Source organism: Spirochaetota bacterium (assembly GCA_026415295.1).
Classification (GTDB): domain Bacteria; phylum Spirochaetota; class JAAYUW01; order JAAYUW01; family JAOAHJ01; genus JAOAHJ01.
In genome coordinates this window covers 69,216-91,224 of sequence record JAOAHJ010000023.1, presented here as the reverse complement: position 1 = coordinate 91,224, position 22,009 = coordinate 69,216, and the positions used below count along the sequence as shown (strand labels likewise).

Genomic DNA, 22,009 nt, shown 5'->3' with positions numbered 1-22,009 from the left:
ATAAAAAATTTAAAAATAGATTAACAATATTGGTAAAAAGTATGCTAAAGGGTAAGATTATTTTAATTTCTGGACCTTCAGGAAGTGGTAAAACTACAATAAGAAAAATGATAGAAAGAGATTTTAGTGATAGACTTGTTTTCTCTGTTTCTTATAATACAAGACCCAAAAGAAATGATGAAGTTGAAGGCAGAGATTATTTTTTTGTTAGTGAGGAGAAGTTTTTAGAAATGATTAGAAATGAAGAATTTATTGAATGGGCGAATGTTTATGGACATCTTAAGGGTACTTCTAAAAGTTATATAAAAAATATTATTGATTCTGGAAAAAATATTTTACTTGAGTTAGATGTTCAAGGGAGTGAAAAAATTATAAATATGTATCCTAATGTATTATCAATATTTATAATGCCCCCTTCTATCGAAGAACTTGAAAGAAGAATAAGAAATAGAAAAGGAGATACAGAGGATCAAATAAATATAAGAATTAAAAAAGCAAAAGAAGAGATAGAAAAATCTTATTTTTTTAAACATGTTGTAATAAATGATAATCTTGAAGAATCATATAAAAAAATAAAAAATTTAATAGAAAATTACTTAGTTAAGAATTGTCTAGAAGAGAATAGCATAAGAAGTTAGATAAATTATTTTATAAATCAAATATTTTAATTAATTTGTCAAAATTTTTTTTGTCAAGATTTTCAAAATAAGTGTACAAATTGTTGAAACTCATATTGTTTTTATTTATATTTAGAAGATAATTTAATATTAAATTAATGAAGTCATCATAATTATTTATATAAATAATATTTTTATTATAATTTATCTTTTTTTTTAAATATTTTTTTTGTATAAATTTTGTAGCATCAGGTGGGGTAAATATTAAAGATTTTCCAAATTTTATTGAAACTTCTTCAAAAATATCTTTAAGATTTAATAGATAAGGGCCACAAATTAGGAGATTATTGTAAATTAAAGGTTCTATAATATTATGTCCACCACCATGCCAAAAAAAAGTTGCACCTAAAAATGTTATTTTTGTAATTGCAAGAATGTTTTTAAGAATATTAAATTTATCACATATTATAATAAGATTTTGTTGATCGATTTCTTGAATAGCTTTATTCAATATATTATAGTAATTTATTTTAGAATCTTGATATTTATCAATATTATTTTCATTAATAAAAATATTTTCAACTAAATTTAGAAAGTTTTTGAGTTCAGAAAGATTTTTAATATTAGTAAAATTAGAATTTTTACTTTTAAAAAACTTATTCAAAGCATTATTTATTTCATTAGCTCTTTGAGGATGTCTTGGAACTATTACGAATATATTTCTATATGAATTTTCATAATGATTAATTTTATATTTAGAAAATGAATCCATGCTCAAGAATATGTTTATAAATTCAAAAAAAATAGGTTCATCAATTGCGTGAGTTGAAGCAAAGGTAATTAAATTTATTTTATTGTTAAATATTGATTCTAGAAAATATGGATTAGTTTTGTTAAAATTTATAGATAACTTAAAATTAAAAGATTCTAATATTTTTGTATTAAAAAAATTATAACTATTTATTTTTTTATTTCTTTTTAAAAAATTTGTTAGTTTAATTATTTTCTCTTCTTCTAATTTATCTTGAGGAATAATGAAATCGAATAAGATTAAAATAAGAAAAAGATATAAAAAACTTAAAATTATGTTATCAGGTAATTTTGCTTGTAAAAAAAATGAAGTTGCTTTAAAAATCTTTGAAAAAATTAAAATTCCTGGCCAAATTTCACTTTCAAAAAAGTATATTTTTTTTGGTTTAAATTTAAAAAAGAATATTAAATTATAAAGGAAATTATCAGGAAAAAGGTAAAAATTTTGGTTTATAAAATTAATCTCTTGAGAGTATTCTTTAGCAGTTAATGAGGTGTAAAAGAAAATTATGTTGTATTTAGTGTATAAATTTACTTTATTTATACTATTGGATATAGTTTTTAATTCTCCAGCTGATGTTGCAAAAATAAAAATATTATTATTTTTTGAAATATTTTTATTTAATTTTTTAAAAATTAATTTTAAAGGAAAAATATACCTTGAATAAATAAAAAAAGTTAAATCTTTTCTATTGATATTAAATAATAGGTCGATTATAAGAAAAATTGGTAAAAGAATAATTGATATCAAAAAGTAAAAAAGAAAATAAAAAATAAATATTATTTTACATATAGATTTATTTAATTCAATAATAATTTTCTCCAAATGAAATTATTTTTTACTATTTTATATTTTTTTTTTGATATGTAAATTATTAATTAATAAATAAACTTTATTTTTTTTTTGATTTTATTAAAATTTAGGGGTATAGGGGTTAATCTTTATGGGAATAGACAAGGTTTATAAAATTTTAGAGCATTTAGGAGAAGGAACCATTAGTGATATTGAAAAGAAGATTTCTAAAGAATCTGGAGAATTTTTAGATACAATAAAGAAAGATTTAAATATAGAAGAGGATTTAGAAAAAGAATTAAACCTTGATAATATTTTAGGAGATGATTTAAAATCTTTACAAACAGAGGAAATAAGTGCCAAACATGAAGAGTTTGAAAGTCAACAACTGCCTTTTATTGAAGAAAAAGAAAGCTTAGAAGAAGAAAAAATAGAAGAAGAAAGCCTTGGTGAAATTGAAGAAAGTGGATTAGGGGAGCTTGAAAGTTTGATGGAATTTGAAAAAGCTCCTGAAAGAGAAGAGGTTATAGGAAGCGAAAATTTAGAGAAGCAGACTATTGAGGAAAAAATTGAAAGCAAAGAGGAAGTAAAAGGAGAAGTTGAGGAAATTGATATTTCGGATTTATATAAAGAAGAGGAGCTTGATAAATCTCCAGAGAAAGAGACTTCGAAATTTGAAGAACAACAATTTATTGAAGAATCTGAGCTTCAAAAAGAGGAGGAATTGAAAGAAGAAAAAATAGCTGAGATTGAAGAGAGTGAATTGAGTCAAGAAGAAAAGTTTGAATTTCCAGAAGAAGAAAAAATTGCTGAACAAGAAGCTTTTTCTATTGAAGAAAGTGAATTGACTCTTGATGAATTAGGCACATTAGAAAAGGAAAAAGCTGAAGAAAAGACATCTGTAAAAAAAGAAATACCATCATATAAAGATGAAGTTATAGATCTTACAGACCTCTCTGAAATTGCTTATACAGAGGAAGAAGCAGGAAAGCAAGAATATGATATAGAATTAACAGATGATGATCTTGAGGCTATAAAAACAGCTTTAAAAACCTATCCAGTTTGGCTTTCAAAAAATATAAAAAATCTTATTTTAAATGATGCTTTATCTCCTGATGAATTGAAAACTTTACTAGATATGCTTATTACCTTTGCTCCTTATAAAAGTGTAGTTAATTATCTTGAAAAGACTCTTAACATAAAAGTTACTCCTGAAGCAGAAGTTGAAGAACAGATATATATTCCTTCTCAATTTGAAATTCTTTGGCCTTATATAAAGTGGACTGCAATCTCATTTTTTACTTTAATGATATTTCTTGTTCTTTTTTACTTTTATATTTATATACCACAAGAAGCAAAAAAATATTACCAGATTGGTTATCAAGCTTTAAAAGAAGAAAAAATAGAAAAAGCAATGGAAAACTTTAGAATTGCTACAAAAACAAAATTATATCCAGAATGGATTCTTAAGTATGCAGATGAACTTATTAATAGAAAATATTTTAATATTGCCATAGATATCTTAAAAAATCCAGGACTTGTTTTTTATCCAGATGATATAAGGTTTTATTTTAAAATTTCAGATGCACTTTTTGAAATGGGGAAAACAGATGAAGCATTGAAACAATTGGAATCACTTTATGCAAATGTTAAGTTTGCAAAGGACCCTAGACTTTATTTAGAATATGCTAAAAAATATGAAAGGCTAGGAAATTATAAAGATGCTATTATTGTATATCAGGATGGAAATAGAGTTATTGGGGAAAGGATAGAATTTTTACTTGGTATATTAAAAAATTATGTTCAGTTAAAAGATTTAAAAAGTAGTGATATTTATTATAATAAAATAAAGAAGAAAGATAAAAATTTTATTGATGAGGTAGTTTTTACTGAATATGCCTTTTTACTAATGAGAAATAATTATGATACTGAAGGAAAAGAGATAGTAGAACTAGTCTTAAAGAAAAGAAAAGAATATCCAAAGGCTTACTATTTTCTTGGTGTTTATTATATTAAAAGAAAAGATGTAAATCTTTCAATGAAAAATTTACAAATTGCTGAAAGATTAGTTAAAACAAATAAAGCAACAGAAAATCTTTTGCCATATATATATAATCTTCAAGGTGAAATAATTATAAATTTTGGTTATCAAGGATATAAAGACAGTTCTTTAGCTTCAGAAAAGTTTAATCTTGCAATATCAGAAGATAAAACATTTGCAAAAGCTTATTATAATTTAGGAAAAATAATGTATTTTGAAATAAATGATTATAAAAAAGCATATGAATATATGAAATTAGCTAAAAACTATGGATATAGTTCTGATTATCTTGATTATATATTAGGGTGGATAGAATATCAACTTGGAAACTATCTTGATTCATTAAAGACATTTATATTTTTGCATAATAAATACCTTGATAATGTTAATTTAAAGCATGCACTTGGACTTAATTTTATAAAGCTAAATCAACCTGAACTTGCAATTGGTTATTTTCAGGCTGCTATAGGATATTGGGAATTAAATAAATATAAAGTAAAAAAAATAGATATTAGTAATCCAGATGTTAGAAATACTTTATTAAATTTAGCAAGTCTATATAATAATATTGGTGTAGCTTATTACAACCTTTATAAAGAAACTAAAAATAAAGATTATGCGAATCAAGCATTAAAATATTTTCTTAAATCTAAAGAAGAATATTCATGGCTGAATCCAAATGCTGTAGTAAATTCAGAGAGTTATATAAATTCTTTAAGTGTTTTACATCCTGATATAAAAAGAGATCTTTTTCTAATGGACAGTTTTCAATATTTTCCAAAATCTATATTTGAAGAGAATGATATTTTTTATTACTAAATTTTCTTAATAAATAAATTAATTTACAAAATATTCATTTTAATTTATATTTGATTAAGAAAAAATATAATGTAATATTAATATAAATTTTTTTATAAAATTTTAAACTTTCTTTTATTAAATAAAAAAGATAACTAAAATGAATATTGAAAATAAAACTAAAAAAAGAAATATAATGATAATTTATTTTTAAGAATATAAGGAGTTCATAATTATGAATTTTAATGAAACAAAAATTTGGAAAACATTAGCTATTTTGTTTTTTATTTTATTACTTATAAGTATATTATCTAATAGTTTAAATTTTATTAGACCAAAACAATTTTCTACGGATTTTAATAATATATTAGAAATGCAGGAAATTTTTAGTATTATTAAGAATAATTACTATATAGAACCTCCTTCAAATGAAATTTTGCTCTCAGGGGCTAAGAAAGGTATAGTTTCTTCTTTAAATGATCCATATTCTGACTATTACAATAAAGATGAACTTAAAAAGAGAATGGAAAGTTTAAGCGGTGAGTTTGGAGGTATCGGAGCTTGGGTGGGAGAAAGAGATGGAAAAATTTATATTTTAAAACCAATTCCAGGGTATCCAGCAGCTAAAGCAGGTATTTTACCAATGGATGAAATTATTGAAATTGATGGAAAAAATATAGAAGGCCTTTCTTTAGATGCTGTAGTTGGTATGTTAAGGGGAACACCTGGGAAAGAAGTTCAAATTTCTATAAAAAGGGAAGGAGTTAATGAATTAATAAGATTTAATATTGTCAGAGAAGTTATAAAAATAGAATTTGTCAAATCAGATGTTTTAAACAAAAATATTGGATTTATTAAGATTGAGCAGTTTGGAGAAAGATCTTCAGAAGATTTTAAGAAACATTTAGAGAATCTTCTAAATAAAAATATTAAAGGTTTGATTATCGATTTAAGAGGAAATCCAGGGGGTTATCTTTATGAAGTTATAAATATTCTTGATTATTTTTTTGATGATGAGTTACTTTTATATACTAAGGGAAGAAATAAAAATCTCGAAGAAAAGTATACTGGAAATAAAGGAGTACTTGTTGACAAAAAATTTCCTATTATTGTTTTAATTGATAATGGATCAGCATCAGCTTCTGAAATTTTTGCTGCAGTTATGAAAGATTATAAAAGAGCTTTAATTTTAGGTGTTAAATCTTTTGGCAAAGGTGTAGTTCAACAAATATTTTATTTAAGGGATGGTGGTGCCTTATTTCTAACAATTTCACAATATTTTACACCAGGAAATTATCCTATACATAAACAAGGTGTATCTCCTGATATAGAAATAAAAGGAATAGAATTTACAGATCAAGAGAAGACAATAGTTTCAAGAATTTTGCAGGATGGTTATATTAAAAAATTTGTTAAAGAATATGGAAAAAATTATTCTACACAAGATTTTGAAAACCTTAAAAAAGAACTAAATAGTAAAGGGTTGAAATTAAGTGATTATTTATTAAGATATTTAATTTTTAATCAAATTAATATTAATAATGTAGATATGTTTTATAATCTTGATTTTGATCCTCAATTAATAAGAGCTATAGAAGAGATGAAAAAATTAATAAAATAATAGAATTTAATATTTAAATTAGGATTAAAAAATGGAAATATTTAGAATTAAAACAAACAAAAGAGAAGAGATGATAAGTATTACTTCTCATATTAGAAATATTTTGGGAAAGAATAATATTAAGAATGGTATTATTTTACTCCATATCCCTCACACAACTGCTGCTATAACAATCAATGAAAATGCTGATCCAGATGTTAAATCTGATATATTAAATTACTTAAGAAAACTTATTCCTGAAAATTACAATTTTCAACATATCGAAGGAAATTCTGATGCTCATATTAAAGCAAGCTTAATTGGAAATAATTTAGTTGTAATAGTTGAAAATGGAAATTTAATGCTTGGCAGATGGCAAGATATATTTTTTTGTGAATTTGATGGTCCAAGAGAAAGAGAAGTTTGGGTTAAAATTATTAATGGTTAATTTTTTATTATATTCTTTTAAACTGTCTTTAATTAATTAATAAAAATCAAGGATGATACAGTATGTATGATTTAATAATAATTGGCGGAGGTCCTGGGGGCTTAACAGCAGCTATATATGGTGCTAGATTTGGTCTTTCAACTTTAGTATTAGAAAAACAAGCAGCAGGTGGTCAAATAAATTTAACAGAGTCAATAGAAAATTATCCAGGCTTCGATGAACCTATATTTGGTTATGAGCTTTCACAAAAAATGGAGAGACAAGCTTTAAAATTTGGCGCTAAAATTATTTATGAAGAAGTTATAGATGTTGATTTTAGTAAAGAAATTAAGATAGTAAAAACAAATGAAAATCAATATAGCTCAAGAACTGTTATCATTTCAACAGGAGCTTATCCAAAAAGATTGTTTATTCCAGGTGAAGAAGAATATATCGGCAGAGGGATCTCTTTTTGTGGAACTTGTGATGGCCCACTTTTTAAAGGGAAAAAGGTTGCTGTGATTGGTGGAGGAGATACAGCATTGGAAGAGTCAATAATAATAAGTAAATGGGCGGAAAAAGTTTATCTGATTCATAGAAGAGATAGATTTAAAGGTCAAAAAATATTACAAGAAAAAGTTTTTAATAATAACAAAATTAAGATTTTATTTAATTGTGTTCCACTTGAGTTTTATGGTGAACAATTAATAAAAGGTGTTAAAATAAAGAAAATTTTAGCTGATAATAAAGAGGAAATTTCAAATTTATCAATTGATGGAGTTTTTATATTTATTGGCCACCTCCCAAATACTAAAATATTTGAAGGTAAAGTTGAGTTATCAGATGAAGGTTTTATAAAAGTTGATAGAAATATGAAAACAAATGTTAGTGGTATTTATGCTTGTGGAGATGTTGTGGAAAAAGAATTGAGACAGGTAACTATTTCTGTAGGAGAAGGTGCCTTAGCAGCGTATGAAGCCTATAAATATGTTCAAAAATAAAATTTTAATAAATTTTTAACTATTTTTTACTTTTCTAAAAATAGTAAAAGCATAAATGTTAATTGTAAACTCATTAATATTTAATTCTTTTAATATTTCTTTTATGTTACTTTCTAATAATTCTGATAAATAATTTATTGTTGATCCTGTTGTAAAAATATCATCAATAATAATTATTTTTAATTCCTTACTATATTGAAAAAATTTTTGTATTAATTTTTTAAGTTTATTTTTTTTAAGGAAGTATCTATCTTTATCTATTTCAAACCTACTCTCCTTTTTTAAATGAGTATATTTTAATCCTTTTTCAGTGAAAATATTATAAACTTTTTTATTAAATTTCTTTGATAAAAATTTTGAATATATTTGAGGTAAAGAATATGCTCTTAATATTTTCTTTCTAAAAGATATTGGTACACAAGTTATAAAGTCACAGTTAGTAAAATATTTTACAATATGGTCATTTCTAGAAAAAATATAATTTGAAATTGCTATAATATATTTAAGATAGATATCGTTTTTATAATATTTTGCTTCAATAATATTATCTCTGTTACTATAATCTAGCGGAAGAAGTGATATATTTTTAACGAAAAATGAAGTTTTATTAGTAAAAAGATGGCTACAATTTGAACATCCTTTCTGATTATAGATAAAATTATTAGGTAAAGGGTGATAGCAAAAATTACAATTGTTTTTAATATCATGAAAAGCAATAATTTTATTTAGACAATCAAAACAGATTGAAAAATTAAAAATTGAAGAAACTTTATCTTTATTATTACAAAGGAAACATTTATTATCAGCATATATTAGGATAAGTTTATCTATTATTTTATTAATTAATAAAAATATTTTTTTTATAGCTAATAATATACCTTTTATAATATTAATCTTAGTGACTCTTAAATTATTTTTTTTCATCTACAATAAATTTAGAAATTATTTTATTTATTTCAAGAAGTCTTTCTTTGCTTAAAGAGCTAAGTTTAGATATATTATTAATAGATATATTGATCTCATTATTTCCAGTTTTTATTTCATCAAATGATATTTTTAGTTCTTCATTAAATTTATAAAAGGATTCTATTTCATTATTTATATAATCTGTATAAGTTTCCATATTTTTAGTTATATTTTCAATATTATTTGAAATATTTTTTAGTTCTTTTATTGAATTTAAAATCTCTTTACTTCCTTTATTTTGTTCATCCATAGAAACTTTTACATCTTCTACTATTTTTTCAACATTATTTATATGTTTAATTATTTCATCAAAAGCTGATACAGTCTCTTTAGAAGATTTATATACAATATCTATAGATTCTTTTATATTCTTTAAATTATTTTCAATTGATTTAGATTGATCTGCAGAAACTTCTGCTAATTTTCTAATTTCATCTGCAACAACAGCAAATCCTCTACCAGCATCTCCAGCATGAGCTGCTTCTATAGCTGCATTCATAGCTAAAAGATTAGTCTTATCAGAGATAGATTGTATAATTTTATTTGCTTCTAAAAGTTTTTCTGAATCCCTAAAAATATTTTCTAGTAAGTTAAGAACTTTATCAATTTTTTCTTTGGCAAAATTTGAAGATTCTTTTAGTTCTTTAACACTTTTAGTAGAATTATCAGCACTATTAAATACTGAATTAATATTAGATGCCATTTGCTCAATAGAAGCTGAAGATATGGATATGTTTGAATTCTCTTTTTCTATAAGATCAGATAAATTTTTAAATGAATTAGTTAATTGGTTTATATTATTTGTTATTAATTTTAATTTTTCAATTTGGCTGTTAAAAATATTAAATGTAGAATTAAGGTTAGAAGATATTTGGTTTATTGCAGAAGATGTTTCCTCAATATTAACAGATAAAGGAGTAAATGCTTTTTCAATCAAATTATGTGTTTCATTTTTTATTTTATAAATAATAGAATTTAAAGAAGATAGAAATTTGTTAAATAAATTAGATATTTCACCAAGTTCATCATCTGATTTATGGTCAAGCTTTATAGTTAAATTACCTTCACCTTCAGCTATTTCTTCAAACTTATTTTTAATTTTATAAATGGGCTTTTTAAAAATATTTACGAAAGATAATTGAAGAATTATAAATAAAATAATTATTAAGGCTATAAAAATATAGACTATTAACTTAATAGTTGTATTAAAATCTTTTAAAACTTCAGATTTATTAACAATCATTCCAATTTTTAGTTCAGTACCTTCAATACTTTTAAAAAATACAAAAGATTTTTCTTTATCAATAATTGCATCTTCAATTATTCCATTTTCATTTTTTAGTAAAATATCGTTGAATTTTTCAAGTCCATTTTTAAGGTATTTAATAAACAAGTTGTTTTCTACATACTCTTTATTTTTTGGATACAAAATTAATTTGCCATTATTATTAAAAAGAAAAATATGCCCTTTTTGGCCAATTTTATATTCATTAAAATAATTTGAAATATAATTAACTTCAAGGTCAATTGCAACTACACCGATTATATTTTCTTTTTCAAAAACTGGATAGGAAATTGAAAGTATAAATGTTTTATTTGCATCAGCAGAAATATATGGATCAGTTATAAAATAAGATTTATTATTAATAGCTCCTTGATACCAAGGTCTAGAGGTACAATCAAAATCTTTAGGTAAACCAATAACTACAAAGGAATAAACTGTTTTAGTTAATGGAGATCCTGTGTATAAGAATTGAATGTCTTTATCACTTTTTGCAAATTTTTCTGTAGTAATCTTATATGAATTAAATTCTTTATCATTAACAAATTTTTCTTCTTCTCGGTAGTTTATATTTTTTAATAAATAATAAACATCATATGTATTTGAATAAGATATTAATTTATTAACTTTATCAAAAAGATATTTTCTTATTGTTAACTCAATCATTTCAGCTTCTTTTTGATATCTTGATATTACATATGAATAAAAGTTTTTTGAAATATTTATATAAAGAAGAAAAAATATTATTATTATAATAGATATAGGCAAAATAACAGATAATAATAAATATTTTAATCTTAATTTCATAGACTTTAAACCTTACTAAATTTATTAAATTTCAAATTTGATATTATTATAAATATTAAATAATTAAAAATCAAGTTTAAAATGGATAAAATTAAGTTTATATTTTTTTAATTTTATACATTATCTCTTAAAATTGATTTAAGAAAGAATAAATAAGGGGGAAGTAATTAAACTTCCCCCCAAATGGCTAGCCAAGCAGTTGAAGCACAATATTTGGCATCAGATTAGCCTGAACTAATACTGATGCTGAGGATTGCGTTAAGAGCTGGTATTTAGTAAATTCTAAAATTTCTGAAGACATATCTGTATCTCTAATAAGAGATTCTGCCCCCTGTAGAGACTCTGCAGCTTGTTCAAGAGAAGCAACTGTATGAAACAACCTATTTTGAGCTGCACCAAAAGAAGCTCTTTGAGTTGAAATTATATTTACGGCATTATCAACTCTACCAATAGCTTCATTTGCTTTCTCTACAGTTGAAATAGATATGCCTTCAAGCCCCAGGGCACGTGAGGTCATTGTACTAATAGGAATAGAGAAGGCTTGATCTGCATTTGGTCCAACATGAAGTCTCAATGATTTCAAGCTTCCATCAAGGATCTTGAATTTATTGAATTCAGCTGTTGTAGAAATTCTATCAATTTCATCAACAAGCTGAGCAACTTCAAGTTGGATTAGGTTTCTATCCTCAATTGAATAGATTCCATTTGCAGCCTGTATAGCCAATTCTCTAGTCCTTAAAAGTATCGAATGAACCTCCTGGAGCGAACCTTCAGCAGTTTGAATAAAAGAGATACCATTTTGAGCATTTTTACCAGCTTGTATCAATCCTCTTATTTGAGATCTTAATTTTTCAGATACAGCAAGCCCAGAGGCATCATCCCCTGCAGAATTTATCCTCTCTCCGGAGGATAATTTTTCAAGAGATTTTGTAAAGCCTCTGTATTGTGCTTTCAACATACGATTGGCGAAATTAGCGGACATGTTGTGATTAATTATCATATAAAACCTCCCTCCCTGATTTATTCCTTTGGGAGAAAAGATGTGGGCTAGCCAATCACCATCATTTCTCCCAGGTATTAAATTAAATTAATTGGAAGGGAAGATTGAAATCCGCTAACTTAGCCTAAAAGCCGAAGAACCAGGGCAGGTATATTATTTGCTTGTGCAAGCATTGATGTACCTGCCTGGATAATTATCTGATTTTTAGTAAACTCAGAAATTATTTCAGCCATATTGGTATCTCTTATTTGAGATTCAGCTGCTGTAAGGTTTTCTGCTGCAATAGAAACCCCGGATAGAGCTTGTTCAAATCTGTTTTGATATGCTCCAAGCTTAGCTCTCTGTGTTGTTACTTTTCTTAAGGCATTATCAATAACTCCAATAGAAAGATTTGCTTTATCAGCTGTTGAAACTGATATTGTTTCTCCAGTACTACTTATGATACCTAGCCCAGCTGCAGTCATAGTACCAATGGTTACATATTCTCTTTGATCCATATTTGGGCCTACATGAAAGAAGACAGGTTGCTGAATAGAATTTGTTTGGCTTGTTGTAGGTTCAGCAGCAAATCTTCCAGTAAGAATATTATAACCATTGAACTGAGCATGAGATGCAATTCTATCAATTTCATCTACAAGTTGAGCTATTTCAAGTTGAATTTGAGCTCTATCATCTTCTGTGTAAATTCCATTTGAAGCTTGAATTGCAAGTTCTCTTGCTCTTTGTAAGATCTCTGTTGTTTCAGCTAAGTATCCTTCAGCAGTTTGCATAAATGATACAGCTGATTGAATATTTCTTTCAGCTTGTCTTAATCCTCTAATTTGAGATCTCATTTTTTCAGAAACAGCTAATCCTGAAGCATCATCACCAGCTTTATTGATTCTCTCTCCGGATGAAAGTTTTTCAATGTTCTTCTGAATCTCCCAGTTTCTGAATTTAACCTGTCTATTAGCAAACAAGCTGGAAAGATTATGATTAATTATCATACCACCCTCCTTGTAAAATCTCCTCTTATAAGGCTGCAAACTGCCCACGTGCAAAGCAGTTTAACAACCAGGAAAAGAGAATAAAAAAGAAAAAATTAAATTAAAATTTATCCTCCAATCCTGGTTGAAAATATAAAAATTTTAAAGAGCTTTTAAAAGTATAAAAGGGTATAGGAGTTTGAAACTCCTATACCTTTTATAATGAATAAATGGCAGACTAGAAAATATTATCCTAAAAGTCTTAAAATTAATTGAGGTTGAGCATTAGCTTGTGCAAGCATTGCTGTAGCAGATTGAACTAAAATTTGATCTTTTGTAAAATAAGACATCTCTAAAGCCATATCTGTATCTCTTATTCTACTTTCAGCAGCTTGCATGTTTTCAGCTCCAATTAAAAGACCTTTACTTAAGAATTCAAGTCTTTCTTGATAAGCACCAAGATCAGCTCTTTGTTTTGAAACTAATTGTAAAGCTTTATCTATTTGTCCTATAGTCATGTTTGCTTTTTCAACAGTTGAAATTGATAAAGCTGATCCTGTGATTGTTCTAATTCCTAAACCTTTAGAAGTCATTGTTCCAATTGTAACTCTTATTCTTTGATCCATATTAGCTCCAACATGGAACCACATAGATGCAACAGGAGTTCCACCTTTAGATACATCAGCAAACCTTCCAGTTAAGATATTCATTCCATTAAATTGAGCATGAGAAGCTATTCTATCAACTTCATCAACTAATTGCTCAACTTCAACTTGAATCTGCATTCTGTCATCTTCAGAATAGATTCCATTTGCTGATTGAACAGCAAGTTCTCTTATTCTTTGAAGAATTTCAGTTGTTTCAATTAAGTATCCTTCAGCTGTTTGAATAAATGAAATTCCATTTTCAGCATTTTTTTCAGCTTGCAAAAGACCTCTTATTTGAGATCTCATCTTTTCTGATACTGCTAGACCTGATGCATCATCAGCAGCATTATTGATTCTTTCACCTGAAGATAGTTTTTGTATTTCTTTGTTAACATTCCAGGTGTTAAACTTTAATTGCCTATTAGCAAATAAAGAAGATATGTTATGATTTATTATCATACCCTCCTCCTTGAATTTTTTTACATCCTTGTTTTTAAAATTTTTTTTAATTTTTAACTAAAGTATTTTTTAGATATACGAAATAATAAATGTAGTAAAAATATTACAATAGTAAATGAAATTTAAATTCTGCCATTTATTCCTCCTTTTAAAAATTTCTATTCAAGATATCGGATATATACTTTTAAATCTTTAAATTAAAAAAAATATTTTTAAAATTTTTCAATAAATTGTTCATTTAATTTTGAAAAATTTTTCAAAATTATTTAGCTCTACTTTTAATAATATAGCTTTTTAAATTAAAGTTTTATTGTTCATTAAAAAATATAAAATTTTAGCTTTTAATTTTAATGCCTTATTATTTTTATATAGATAGTTAAAAAAAATTAATTGTTTTTTTTATAAATTGTTGTATTTTAATTTCAAATTTAATAAAAGCTTAAACAAAAATTAAGAATTTTTATTTAATTAAATTTTAATTTTATTTTAAGGAGTAATTATATGTTTAATGAAAAAAAATTAGTTGATAAGATAATTTCATTTTCAAAATTTGATGAAACTGAGGTTACATATTATGAGGATTTTAAAGAACTAACTAGATTTGGAAACAATGAGATAAGTCAAAATGTTTCATCAAGAAATTTAACAGCTGAAATTAGAGTTATTAAAGGTAAAAAAACTGCTTCTATTTATATTAGTGATTTTTCTGATGTTTCTATTAAAAATGCATATAATAAATTGGAGAAAATTATAGATCTTCAGCCTGAGGATGAAAGATTATTTCCACTTGAGGGAAATAAGGTTTATGAAACAAAAATTAGTTTTGATGAAAAACTTTCAAATATTACTCCACAATGGAAAGCCGATAATGTAGCAGAAATAGTTAATAAGCTTAAAGAAGAAAATATTGTTTCAGCTGGTATAATTTCAAATAATAAACAAAAATTAATTTTTTCTAACTCCAAAAATCTTTATGGAGAAAATATAAATGGTACTTTTAGTTTTTCAATATCTTCTAAAAAGGGAGAAAATTTTACAAGAGAAGAAATTGGAGGCTTCGATGAGAAAAATTTTAATCCAAAAGAGATTTATGAAAATATAAAAAAGAAATTAAATTGGATGAATAACAAGATAAATATAAAAGAAGGAAGATATGATGTAATATTAACCCCTGATGCTTTTGGCGAGTTTTTAAGTTATATGTTATGGTTTTCTTTTTCTGGTAAATATTTTCTTGAAAATAGAACCTTTCTTGTTAAAGAATTAAATAAAAAAATATTTCCTGATTTTTTTAATTTAATAGATGATCCATTAAATAATGGGAATCCAGTTTATACATTTGATTTCGAAGGAATACCAGTTCAAACTAAATATTTAATTAAAAATGGAATTCCTTGCACAATTTTAACAAATAGATATTTATCTAAAAAGTTAAATGTCCCAAATACAGGAAATGGGTTTTCAATTCCATCTCAAGAAGTTTTCCCTATATACCCAAAAGTAGAAAAAGGTAATACAGCTTATAAAGAAATTATTAAAAATACAAAAAAAGGATTATTTATTAATAATTTTCATTATATGAATATTATAGATCCTATGGAACTTTCAGTTACTGGAATGACAAGAGATGGGGTTTTCCTTATAGAAAATGGAGAAATTGTTGGAGCAACCAACAACCTAAGATTCACTGAATCAATTATTGAAGCTATTAAAAGAATAGAAGTTTTAAGTTCAGAACTAAAAAATGTTTCTTTTTTTGAAATGAGTTTTATTGAAGTTCCATATGCTAAAATAAAAGATTTTAATTTTACTTCAGTAACAAATTTTTAACAATAATCAATTAATTAAATAGAGTTTTAAGAGAAAAATATTTTAAAAATAAAGGAGATAAATATGAAAGATTATTTATATAGAGCATTGAATTTGGCTAAATTAAATGGGGCAAGTTATGCTGATATTAGAATTATTGAAACTACTGGTGAATGGATTAAAGTTAAAAATGGCCTTGTTGATAATTATAAATATTATACTAAATTAGGTTTTGGGGTAAGAGTTATTGTTAATGGTGGTTGGGGGTTTGCTGCTTCTTCTGTTTTAAATGAAGAAGAAATAGATAGAATAACTAAATATGCATGTCAAATAGCTAAATCTTCATCTTATTTAAGAAATAAATATGTTGAATTAGCTTATGAACCACCTTATAATGATGTTTGGCAAACATTAATTCAAGTTGATCCATTTAAGGTTTCATTCGATAAAAAATTAGGATTATTACTCGAAGTTGATAAAATATTAAGAAAAGATGAAAAAATAAAAATAGCAGAAGGAACTCTTGGTTTTGAGAAAGAGATAAAATATTTTGCTAATTCAGAAGGTTCTATGATAAAACAAACTTTTTTTGTCTCTGGGGGAGGATATTCAGCAACAGCTATTGAAGGTGGAATAGTCCAAAGAAGGTCTTATCCTCAATCTTTTGAAGGACAATTCTGCCAAGGTGGATGGGAAATAATAGAGGGTTTAAAATTTTTAGAAAATGCTGAAAGAATAAGAGAGGAAGCAGTATCATTATTAACAGCTAAAGATTTACCATACGGAAGAAGAGATCTTATAATTGGTGGTTCTCAACTTGCCTTACAAATTCATGAGTCTTGTGGACACCCTTCAGAACTTGATAGGGTACTCGGAATGGAAGAAAACTATGCAGGATCTTCATTTTTAAAAACTAATATTTTTAAAAATTTTCATTATGGTTCAAATATTGTAAATATTGTTGCAGATTCAACTTTACCAAATGGGCTTGGAACTTTTGGTTATGATGATGATGGTGTTAGAGCTCAAAGATGGTTTTTGGTTAAGGATGGATTATATCAAAACTATCTAACAAATAGGGAATTTTGTCATTATGCAGGATATGAAAGAAGTTTTGGATGTAATAGAGCTGACTCTTTTTCTTCAATTCCTATCATAAGAATGGTTAATATTTCTTTACTTCCTGGGGATAAAGAATTTGATGAGATTATTTCAGCAACAGATGATGGTGTTTATGTAGATGGAGTTAAAACATGGAGTATAGATCAGATGAGACTTAATTTTCAGTTCACATGTGAAATTGGATATGTAATAAAAAATGGTAAAATAAAAGAAGTTGTTAAAAATCCTACTTATCAAGGAATAACCCCTGAATTCTGGCAGTCATGTGATATGATTGCGAATGAAAATCATTGGGTAGGTTGGGGTGTAATGAATTGTGGTAAGGGACAACCAGCTCAAATTATGAGAATGACACATGGAGCATCTCCTGCTAGGTTTAAAAATATAATTTCTGGTGTATCATATAAATAGATTTAAATATATTTTTAAATGAATAAAATAATACATATATAGAAAATTAAAAATTAAATTAAAAAATAAATAATTTGAATTAATAAAAAAATTTAATATAGATAAATATTTAGCCTATTAATAAAATTCAAAATTTATTTTATTGTTTATAAAATAATTTAAAAATATATTGTTGAATTATTTTAAAAATTGTTTTTAATTAAGAAAATATAAATTTAATTATTTATAATTATTAATTATAATTTAGTACAATAAAAAACTATAATAATATATTAAAGGATGGACTTATGAAATTACTCAAAAATAACATTGTTAATAATATACTAATAATTCTAATCATTTTGTTTGTATTTACAAATTTTTATTCTTGTAATAAAAAAGTAGAAAATAAGCTTATAGGAAAGTGGTATTATAAATTACCAGGTTCAAATTTGTTTTATACAATAGAGTTTTTTAAAGATGGGAAATTTAGAAAGGAAGGCTATAGATACAATGGAGCTGGTACTTTTCAAATATTAGAAATTAAAAAAAATCTTTATATAGTTCAAATTGATAGTTATTCTGATGATTTTGATAGAGTTGTAAAAATCAATTTTAAAGGAAATTATATAGAAATGGAATATGATGAAAAGATTGAGCAATGGTATTTTCAAAATACTGAAGAAGCAAAGAATATAATGTTTAATGCAGAAAAAGTATTTCAGCATCCTTCCCAGTATAAATCATTTGATCATTACTATTTAGAAAAATTTGATGAACTTGGTAAATCTACTGAAGATCTTGAATTTGAACTTGGGTATCCAGATAGTATTTCTCTTGATGAAAATGATTCTACTGTTGAAATATGGTTATATGGTAGATATGGAATTGATGAATTTGGCAATATATATTCATATCAATTTTTTGTTAAAAATAAAAAAGTGATTAAAGTAAATTCTATTTTACAAAATTAAAAATAGTTAAATAATTATTTTATATTTATAGTATACATAATTAAAAAATTATTAAATATTAATTTGATGAAAATAAAATAAAAGGGGTTGCCTGTGAAAGGCAACCCTAATTTTTTAAGTATATTTTTAATTTTAATTAATTGATAAATTTATTTTTTTTCTTTGATCATTAAACCAAATGTTCCACTATAAATATCTTTATCACCTTTAACTCTAATATAAATAACATTTTCTTTTGGAGTGATTATAGCTGCTGGTTTTTCAGATTCTGGAGTATAACCTCCTGATTTTGCGGGTTCAGTATAAATATCTTTATATATTTCAGTTTTATTTTTATTATATATTTCGAAGTATATTGCTTTTAATGTAAATTTTGTCTTATGGAAAGAGTTATTAAAAGAGTCTATTAAATATATTTCATAAGTTTTATTTTCATTAACATTTATTTTTATGTAAAATTCATTTTTTTCGGGTAAATTATATTCATATAAAACATTAGGCTTTACCTCTTTCTTTAATTGTTGATTAATTATCATTTCTGGTTCAATCCAATCACTCCCTAAAGCTTTAGCAAAAAATGGAATAGTTGTAAAACAAAGAATGAAAAAGCAGATTATGAAAATAGCAATTTGAATTTTTAACATGAATTTAAACCATTTTGACCAATCTATTTTAGCTATTGCTAAAACTCCCATTAAAGCAGCTGATGTTGGGACTATTAAATTTGTAAAACCGTCTCCAAATTGAAATGCAAGTATTGCAGTTTGCCTTGAAATGTTTGACATTTTGGCAATAGGTGCTAATATTGGCATAGTTAAAGATGCTTGCCCAGAACCAGATGGTACGAAAAAGTTAAATACTGATTGAAATAGATACATAAAAAATATAGTAATAAAAGTAGGAAGCTTTTTCAAAGAATTACCAGTATAAAAAAGTATTGTATTTAATATATTTGGAGAAGTTGCACTTAAAGAAGGATTTCCTAATGTCATAATGATAATTATACCTTTAGCCATTCCTACAATTAATGCGGCTGGTAGTAAATCTTTAGCACCAGTAATAAAAGCATCACATACATCATTTATATTCATATTATTTAACTTAAATATTAAAGCTATGATTGCTGAAATTAAACCTATTGTAAAAAATTGAGCAGCTATTTCTCCTATATAATATTCTTTTACAACAACACCATAAATTATCCAAATAATACCAATAAATAGTGTTAAAATAATTAAAAGATGACCAATTGTAAATTTAGTTTCAATATTATTAGAATTTAATTGCTTTCTGAAATACTCATTATCAGTATCATAGCTTAGCGATTTTGAAGGATCCTTTTTAATTTTATTTCCATAAATAATACAAAAAATTATTCCCCCTATTGTAAAAAGGAACCATATAATAATTCTGAGTGTTGCTCCTGATAAAATAGGAACATTAGCTATACCTTGGGCAATAACTAGAGAAAAAGGATTCATCCATGATGTTGCAAATCCAATTTGTGTTGCACCATAAGTTATTAATACTCCAAGTACTGCATCATATCCTAAAGATACTAAAATAGGGATAACAATAATGGCAAATGCGATAGCTTCTTCTCCCATTCCAAATACAGCTCCACCTAAGGAAAAGAGGAAAAATAAAATAGGTATTAATATTATATCAAAACTTTTAAATTTGTTGATTATACTTAAAATACCTTCATCAATTGATTTAGTTTTCATTATAATGCCAAAAGAACCACCAACAATAAGAATGAAAAGGATAATAGATACAGCAGATTTACCACCTTCAAATATATAGTTAAGTAATCCAATACCGGTAAATTCTCCAAAAATAGGAACTTCAAGTTTTTGTGGTTTACCATTAGCATCTATTAACATTTCATAAGAATCAGGATCTATAACATTTATAATATTCAATTCTTGATGCTTTTTGTCAAAATAATATTGAGCTCTATTTTCGAATTTTCCAACTGGTATAATATAAGTAAGTAACCATATAAAAATAACAATAAAAAAAATAATTGCATAAGAGTTTATTGTATTATACTTTTTATTATTTGCTACCATAATATACTCCTTTAAAATATTTTATTTTTATTGATTAACACCTTTTATTGAAACTTGAGTGGGTTCAATATCAAGGTAAACATTAAATACAGAAGTCTTCCATTCACCAGATATAAGGTCTCTTCCACCCCATCCGTTTGTATCAGAACCTTTTCTAAATATTAATTTAACGCCAGTTCCTGGCTTTATTCCTTTTAATTTTCCAAGGCCATCAAAAGCAATTGCAATAACAAAATCATTATTTGCATGATCAACTAAATCTTCTATTAAAAGTCTTTTAATAACATCAGCTTCTAAAATTGCAGCAGAAATATTTGTAAGATGAGTATAATATTCATTATTTTTGGTTGGTAATGTTTTGTAATAAGCTTTTTTAATTAGTTTTTTATTTACATAATCATATATATCTAATTCTTCTATATAAGATATTTTAATATTTTTAGCTGATAGAGGAAAACTATTTGAATAACTAGCTTCAGAAAGGTCAATAATTAAAACTCCTGATTCTCCAGCAACCTCAGCTATGTTACCTCTTATAATTAAAGCGGTATTTTCATCCACTGCAAATCCTAGTTTTTGGTTATTTGCTATCATTGAAACAATTAATCTTCCAAATCTGCCTCTTTTTATAGCATGTTGATCGATAGCAATTTCAGGTTTCTGTAAAAAACCAGGTCCATCTGTAATAAATACTCTTTGATCATCTGGTATATCATAATTATCAATAGAGGTAAAACCTTGTAGCATAGCTCCAAGACTATTTCCACCACCTATCATTGGGCTTGTCATAATTGCAGCTCCTGCTGAAGTTCCTGCAATAACACCACCTTTTTTGTAGATTTCTCTTATTGCTTTTAAGATAGCATTATCAACATATTTACCATCAGCTCTATCCATTAATAAATCTCTAATTCTAATTTGATCCCCACCCGTAAAAAAAATAATATTGTATTTTTTTAATTTATTTGCTATTTTAATAGCATTTTCAGGTTTTGCATTTTCAGCCCAGTTTTTTTCATTAATCTCTGTTGTTAAAGGATCATCTTTTTTTGCAAGAGGAACAACCCATATGTTTTCTCTTGGTATTCCATAATTCATAAAAACAGACTTGTAATATGAACCTGAGTCTGCTGGATTGCCTGAACCAGTAGGGAAAATAGCTACTTTAGCTTTAAAAATACCTCCACCTAGTTCAATAATTTTGTTATACACACTTTTGTTAGTAGATTTTAATGCACCACCAATAATAACAAGAGATCCTTTATTTTCGCCATAAGTGATTTTAAATGATGATTGAGGCATTTTACATGAAATAATAAAAATAAAAGTTATAATCAGTATAGTAAAAAGAAACTGTTTTTTTTTCATTATTTCCTCCCAAAAATTTATTAATATTTTTTTATTTGAGAAAACTATCAACTTATAA

The 22,009-nt window shown here is 25.3% G+C and carries 16 protein-coding genes; 8 read left to right on the top strand and 8 right to left on the bottom strand.

The window, feature by feature from the left end; all coding sequences use genetic code 11:
* The first annotated feature begins 41 nt into the window (after positions 1 to 41).
* On the top strand, positions 42 to 638 hold the full coding sequence (gene gmk / locus N3A58_05300; protein ID MCX8058809.1) for a guanylate kinase: 597 nt from the start codon (positions 42 to 44) through the stop codon (positions 636 to 638).
* Between the two features lie 10 nt (positions 639 to 648).
* Here gmk and N3A58_05295 read toward each other — a convergent pair whose 3' ends face one another.
* Positions 649 to 2,253, bottom strand: coding sequence for a hypothetical protein (locus N3A58_05295; protein MCX8058808.1), 1,605 nt, complete (start codon positions 2,251 to 2,253; stop codon positions 649 to 651).
* 118 nt (positions 2,254 to 2,371) lie between these two features.
* On the opposite strand from N3A58_05295, the gene N3A58_05290 reads away from it, so the two are divergent.
* The 4 genes from N3A58_05290 to trxB all read left to right on the top strand — a co-directional run bounded on the left by N3A58_05290 (position 2,372) and on the right by trxB (position 8,087).
* Positions 2,372 to 5,080, top strand: coding sequence for a hypothetical protein (locus N3A58_05290; protein ID MCX8058807.1), 2,709 nt, complete (start codon positions 2,372 to 2,374; stop codon positions 5,078 to 5,080).
* 214 nt (positions 5,081 to 5,294) lie between these two features.
* Entirely contained in the window at positions 5,295 to 6,680 is a 1,386-nt protein-coding gene (locus N3A58_05285) for a S41 family peptidase (protein MCX8058806.1), read from the top strand.
* 31 nt (positions 6,681 to 6,711) lie between these two features.
* Entirely contained in the window at positions 6,712 to 7,107 is a 396-nt protein-coding gene (locus N3A58_05280; GenBank protein MCX8058805.1) for a secondary thiamine-phosphate synthase enzyme YjbQ, read from the top strand.
* A 62-nt stretch (positions 7,108 to 7,169) separates the two neighbouring features.
* Positions 7,170 to 8,087: a thioredoxin-disulfide reductase gene (gene trxB, locus N3A58_05275; protein ID MCX8058804.1), complete on the top strand. Its 918-nt coding sequence runs from the start codon at positions 7,170 to 7,172 to the stop codon at positions 8,085 to 8,087.
* Between the two features lie 15 nt (positions 8,088 to 8,102).
* Here trxB and N3A58_05270 read toward each other — a convergent pair whose 3' ends face one another.
* From N3A58_05270 to N3A58_05250, 5 genes are all read right to left on the bottom strand, one after another.
* Positions 8,103 to 9,011, bottom strand: coding sequence for a hypothetical protein (locus N3A58_05270; GenBank protein MCX8058803.1), 909 nt, complete (start codon positions 9,009 to 9,011; stop codon positions 8,103 to 8,105).
* Positions 8,998 to 11,142: a methyl-accepting chemotaxis protein gene (locus N3A58_05265; protein MCX8058802.1), complete on the bottom strand. Its 2,145-nt coding sequence runs from the start codon at positions 11,140 to 11,142 to the stop codon at positions 8,998 to 9,000. Before N3A58_05265 ends, N3A58_05270 begins: the two co-directional genes overlap by 14 nt.
* A gap of 187 nt (positions 11,143 to 11,329) precedes the next feature.
* The gene (locus tag N3A58_05260; protein ID MCX8058801.1) at positions 11,330 to 12,142 is read right to left on the bottom strand and encodes a flagellin; all 813 of its coding nucleotides are present in this window, start codon (positions 12,140 to 12,142) and stop codon (positions 11,330 to 11,332) included.
* Positions 12,143 to 12,261: 119 nt separating this feature from the next.
* A complete protein-coding gene (locus N3A58_05255) occupies positions 12,262 to 13,128 on the bottom strand; it encodes a flagellin (protein ID MCX8058800.1) in 867 nt (288 codons plus the stop codon).
* 227 nt (positions 13,129 to 13,355) lie between these two features.
* The gene (locus N3A58_05250) at positions 13,356 to 14,213 is read right to left on the bottom strand and encodes a flagellin (protein ID MCX8058799.1); all 858 of its coding nucleotides are present in this window, start codon (positions 14,211 to 14,213) and stop codon (positions 13,356 to 13,358) included.
* A 501-nt stretch (positions 14,214 to 14,714) separates the two neighbouring features.
* Between N3A58_05250 and N3A58_05245 the strand changes: the two genes are divergently transcribed.
* The 3 genes from N3A58_05245 to N3A58_05235 all read left to right on the top strand — a co-directional run bounded on the left by N3A58_05245 (position 14,715) and on the right by N3A58_05235 (position 18,508).
* Complete coding sequence (locus N3A58_05245; protein ID MCX8058798.1) at positions 14,715 to 16,043, top strand: TldD/PmbA family protein; 1,329 nt, start codon at positions 14,715 to 14,717, stop codon at positions 16,041 to 16,043.
* A 63-nt stretch (positions 16,044 to 16,106) separates the two neighbouring features.
* The gene (locus N3A58_05240; protein MCX8058797.1) at positions 16,107 to 17,555 is read left to right on the top strand and encodes a TldD/PmbA family protein; all 1,449 of its coding nucleotides are present in this window, start codon (positions 16,107 to 16,109) and stop codon (positions 17,553 to 17,555) included.
* Between the two features lie 287 nt (positions 17,556 to 17,842).
* Positions 17,843 to 18,508 carry a hypothetical protein gene (locus N3A58_05235; protein ID MCX8058796.1) on the top strand — a complete coding sequence of 222 codons (666 nt, stop codon included), beginning with the start codon at positions 17,843 to 17,845 and terminating at the stop codon, positions 18,506 to 18,508.
* Positions 18,509 to 18,657: 149 nt separating this feature from the next.
* Here the strand turns inward: N3A58_05235 and yfcC are convergent, their stop codons facing one another.
* Positions 18,658 to 20,583 (bottom strand): putative basic amino acid antiporter YfcC, encoded by a 1,926-nt coding sequence (gene yfcC, locus N3A58_05230; protein MCX8058795.1) that lies wholly within the window; start codon positions 20,581 to 20,583, stop codon positions 18,658 to 18,660.
* Positions 20,584 to 20,610: 27 nt separating this feature from the next.
* Positions 20,611 to 21,951 carry a cyanophycinase gene (locus N3A58_05225; GenBank protein MCX8058794.1) on the bottom strand — a complete coding sequence of 447 codons (1,341 nt, stop codon included), beginning with the start codon at positions 21,949 to 21,951 and terminating at the stop codon, positions 20,611 to 20,613.
* Between the last annotated feature and the right edge of the window lie 58 nt (positions 21,952 to 22,009).